We start from the raw sequence: 3,849 nt of genomic DNA on the forward strand, positions 1-3,849 counted from the left end.
CATGCAGGCTTCGTGCTCGATGCGCTGGAGCAGGCACTGCATGATCGACGGCCGGTCCATCGTAGCGGGCTGGTGCACCACAGCGACAGGGGCAGCCAAGGCGGATTCAAACGGTCGTCGCAACACTCGGAGTTTGGAGGTTGCGATGAACGCTGTAAGGCGCAGATCGGAGCGGTCAGGACGAGCCCCATTGCCGTCGCCAGGACGGCCCTCTGTTGCGGGGCGCAATGAACAGAATAAATTTTGGCGGGCGATTGCCGCTGGGTTAAGCAGCGAAGATGCTGCACTCGAAGCCGGATTGTCACAACCTGTCGGAAGCAGATTATTCCGAAAGGCGGGCGGCATGCCACCAGCGATGTTCAGATCTTCGGCAAAGGCGCTCTCCGGGCGGTACCTCTCGTTGATTGAGCGCGAGGAGATCGCACTTCTCAAGGTGCAGGGCCATTCCATACAGGAGATCGGACGTCGCCTGGGGCGGGCTGCTTCGACAGTCTCCCGTGAACTGCGGCGCAATGCGGCCACCCGCGGCGGCGGGTTGGAGTATCGGGCAACAACTGCCCAATGGCATGCGGATCGATCCGCTCGCCGGCCCAAGCCGACCAAGCTTGCGCTCAATGCGACCTTGCGCACTTATGTGGAGGAGAAACTTGCTGGCGGCGTCGTAGCCCCGACCGGCGCTCCCGTTCCTGGTCCCTCCGTTCCGTGGAAGGGGCGCCGGCATGGCCCGCGCAAGGATCGGCGATGGGCCAAAGCCTGGAGCCCTGAGCAGATTGCCCGACGCTTGCCGATCGACTTCCCGGACGACAAGACGATGCGCATCAGCCACGAAGCTATCTATCAAGCTCTCTTCGTTCAGGGCCGCGGCGCGCTACGCCGCGAGCTGACGGCCTGCTTGCGAACAGGGCGTGTATTACGGATGCCCAGAGCGCGCGTACGCAGGCGAGGCAAGGGCTTTGTCTCCCCGGAGATCATGATCAGTGAACGTCCTGCTGAAGCTGCCGATCGAGCAGTGCCGGGGCATTGGGAGGGAGACCTCATCCTCGGTGTTGGCAGCTCGGCAATCGGCACGCTGGTCGAGCGCACGACGCGCTTCACGATGCTATTGCACCTTCCCCGGTTGGCGGGACATGGCGAAGCTCCGCGCGTGAAGAACGGACCTGCGCTCGCGGGACACGGGGCTGAAGCCGTGCGCGACGCGATCACGCGCACCGTCATCACCTTACCTGAAGAGCTCCGTCGCTCGCTAACCTGGGATCAGGGGGCCGAAATGGCTCAGCACGATCGTCTCAAGATCGATGCGGGTATCCAGGTCTACTTCTGCGACCCGCAAAGCCCTTGGCAGCGCGGCACTAACGAGAACACCAACGGGTTGCTGCGGCAGTACTTCCCGAAAGGCACAGACCTGAGCATCCACAGCGCCGAGGAGATATCCGCTGTGGCAGCGGCTCTCAATGCCCGACCGAGAAAGACACTAGGCTGGAAAACGCCAGCGGAGGCGCTTGACGATCTGCTGTCATGAGTGAAAGTAACTGGTGTTGCGACGACCGTTTGAATCCGCCCAATATGTATCCATTAAGTACACCGAGCGCCTGGCTGAAGCAGGCGTGGAGCCTTCTGTCGGCAGCGTCGGAGATTCCTATGACAATGCTCTCGCCGAAACCATCAACGGCCTCTACAAGGCCGAGGTGATCCATCGGCGCGGGCCATGGCGCAGCTTCGAGGCCGTCGAGTTCGCGACGCTGGAATGGGTCGACTGGTTCAATAACCGGCGGCTCCTGGAGCCCATCGGCAACATACCACCGGCCGAAGCCGAGCAACGCTACTACGCCATGCTGGAACAACCCGCCATGGCGGCATAACTTAAACCAAATGGCCTCCGGCAATCCCGGGGCGGTTCAGTTGCGCCGGCCCCACGTATCCTTCCATTCGCACCGACCACGCCTCTGCCTCAGCCCGGTCAGCCTCACGAACAGCCTGTTGAGCGCGCTGGCGGGCCCCCTCGGCGCGGATCTTCGCGCCCATGACCTGCCCGCCCCAGATGACCTCTCGCGACTTGGTGCTCATGCCGGAGGATTCCTCCGCGCGCGCTCAATCGCAAGCCGCTAGGTTTTGTAGCTTCGACGGCCGGGAATGCCACCTGTTCGTTAAGCAAGACTTTGGAGAGCCCGCATTCGGCTTGACCAAGACAATTCACGGTCAGCGTGCGCCGCTAAGGGCGCATAGCGCTGGCTGCTCGACGAGCGCGAAGCCCCTCCTCGCTGTTGCAGTCGGCGTTGTCGTGACGCGATCAGGTGCGCGGCCATGCTGAACCCAAACCTGATCGCCCAGGAGCGAAGCCGCCATAAAGCGATAGCACTCTTCGAAGGCTTCGGCGCGAGGCTCGGGACGAAATCGTCCGGCTAATCCAATTCCTTGATCACTCAGATCCGTACGTCGTGACTGAACTTGAGGATGACGACGAGCGGGAGCCGGAGGAGCTTGAGCCGTCGTTAGGCTCGCTCGATCGCAGAACCGATCAAACCCGCTGGAGCGTCGGCTGTAAAGACGACGCCGAGCAGGATGACTGCGATAGCGAGCCCTCCTTGGGAAGCCTTGATCATAACCACACTCAAGAGCGATGGGCAGCCGGCGGCCGCCGCGACCTTGAGTTAGACCACGCAGAGTCCGGCATTGGCGACCATGACAGGCTGCATGAGCAGGTTGGCACGCAGGACTGGCAGCACGGGGGGATGGCATGAAACAGGAAAACTGGCATCGTCGCCATGCCGTGATGTTGGCAAGCCAACTTCCGGAAGAGACTGAGGATGCCTTGACCGTCTTGCGGCTGGCAACGCAGCTAGTGACGGGCTTCCTGGCCGTACCAGATGAAGCCCCAAAAGCCCCGCCCGTATTTAGTATCATTCAATCATCCAAGTCGGTTGATGCTTAACGGGCGCCGGCCGGCGGTGAGTTAGCCCTGCGACTCACTCGGCCCCTACTCTCTCAATGTGAAATCCCGATGGCTCTTCCTGTCGCTGCCTCGCCGCGATTCAGGATTCGGCTCCGTGTTGCGCATTCCGCGCCCAATATTCAACAATGGAGACGGTCATGATGAAACAGTGTCGTCGATGTGAGCAGAACTTACCGCTGTCAAGCTTCCGAACCGGCAAGACGGCCCCGCGGGTCTGCGAGTCGTGCCTTTCCGAGTTGATCGCCGGGGCAGTGTTTACAATGAATGCGACGGAGGCTGTGAACTTCATGGCGCGCCTTGAGGCCGGAGAGGCGCTACGAACCCTCGTCGGCGGTGGCGGAAACTCAATTTGCTCTGACAAAGCGTTTCGCAGGCACTGCGAACTCAATCCAGATTGGGGCGCAAAAGCATTGGCGCTCGCGAGGGCCAATAGGAAGTCGCGTATACTTGAGGGGGTGTACAATCGAACAGTTGGCAACCGCACCGCCTGCAATCGAGGGCACTCGCTGTCCGTCGAAATCGCCGCTAAAATGCATGCCGAGCGGAAATGGGATCATAAGTGGTGCGAAAGCTGCGTGCGCAACTGGAGCGGTGTTGGTCGATATTTGGCGGAGGACACGCCTATCACCGAGCCGCCGAAGATCGAGGCGCGTCCAACCCTGTCTAGCAGTCTGCTGAAAAACCTTGAAATGGAGAATTTTCATATTTTCGCCGGTCGTTTTTGGAGCGGCGCGGTAGAGTTGGATGTAATTTCTAGCTTGGTATTGAGTGTGCCCCCGCGCGGGGTGGCTATGCGGCGGGCAGTTTTGGAATTCGGATCAGGTTATAGGCGATCAGATTAAGCAGGAAGTCGGCGGCGACGCGAGCGATGCCCCGATGTTTGGTCTTGCGCATGGTGC

At 60.8% G+C, this 3,849-nt stretch carries 4 protein-coding genes and 1 pseudogene; 4 read left to right on the forward strand and 1 reads right to left on the reverse strand.

Annotated features, from left to right (window positions below; translation table 11 throughout):
* Positions 1 to 145 precede the first annotated feature (145 nt).
* Together IVB27_RS34825 and IVB27_RS34830 are read left to right on the forward strand one after the other, a co-directional pair.
* Entirely contained in the window at positions 146 to 1,519 is a 1,374-nt protein-coding gene (locus tag IVB27_RS34825) for an IS30 family transposase (RefSeq protein WP_247447243.1), read from the forward strand.
* A gap of 37 nt (positions 1,520 to 1,556) precedes the next feature.
* Positions 1,557 to 1,859, forward strand: a pseudogene (locus IVB27_RS34830) (integrase core domain-containing protein); the annotation flags it as partial.
* A gap of 1 nt (position 1,860) precedes the next feature.
* Here the strand turns inward: IVB27_RS34830 and IVB27_RS34835 are convergent.
* Positions 1,861 to 2,064, reverse strand: a complete 204-nt coding sequence (locus IVB27_RS34835; protein WP_345946957.1) for a hypothetical protein — start codon at positions 2,062 to 2,064, stop codon at positions 1,861 to 1,863.
* A gap of 371 nt (positions 2,065 to 2,435) precedes the next feature.
* On the opposite strand from IVB27_RS34835, the gene IVB27_RS34840 reads away from it, so the two are divergent.
* Together IVB27_RS34840 and IVB27_RS34845 are read left to right on the forward strand one after the other, a co-directional pair.
* Positions 2,436 to 2,738 (forward strand): hypothetical protein, encoded by a 303-nt coding sequence (locus tag IVB27_RS34840; protein ID WP_247447244.1) that lies wholly within the window; start codon positions 2,436 to 2,438, stop codon positions 2,736 to 2,738.
* Positions 2,735 to 2,929, forward strand: a complete 195-nt coding sequence (locus tag IVB27_RS34845) for a hypothetical protein (RefSeq protein WP_247447245.1) — start codon at positions 2,735 to 2,737, stop codon at positions 2,927 to 2,929. Before IVB27_RS34840 ends, IVB27_RS34845 begins: the two co-directional genes overlap by 4 nt.
* The last annotated feature ends 920 nt before the right edge of the window (positions 2,930 to 3,849 follow it).

It is taken from the genome of Bradyrhizobium sp. 197 (assembly GCF_023073375.1).
Taxonomy (GTDB): Bacteria; Pseudomonadota; Alphaproteobacteria; order Rhizobiales; family Xanthobacteraceae; genus Bradyrhizobium.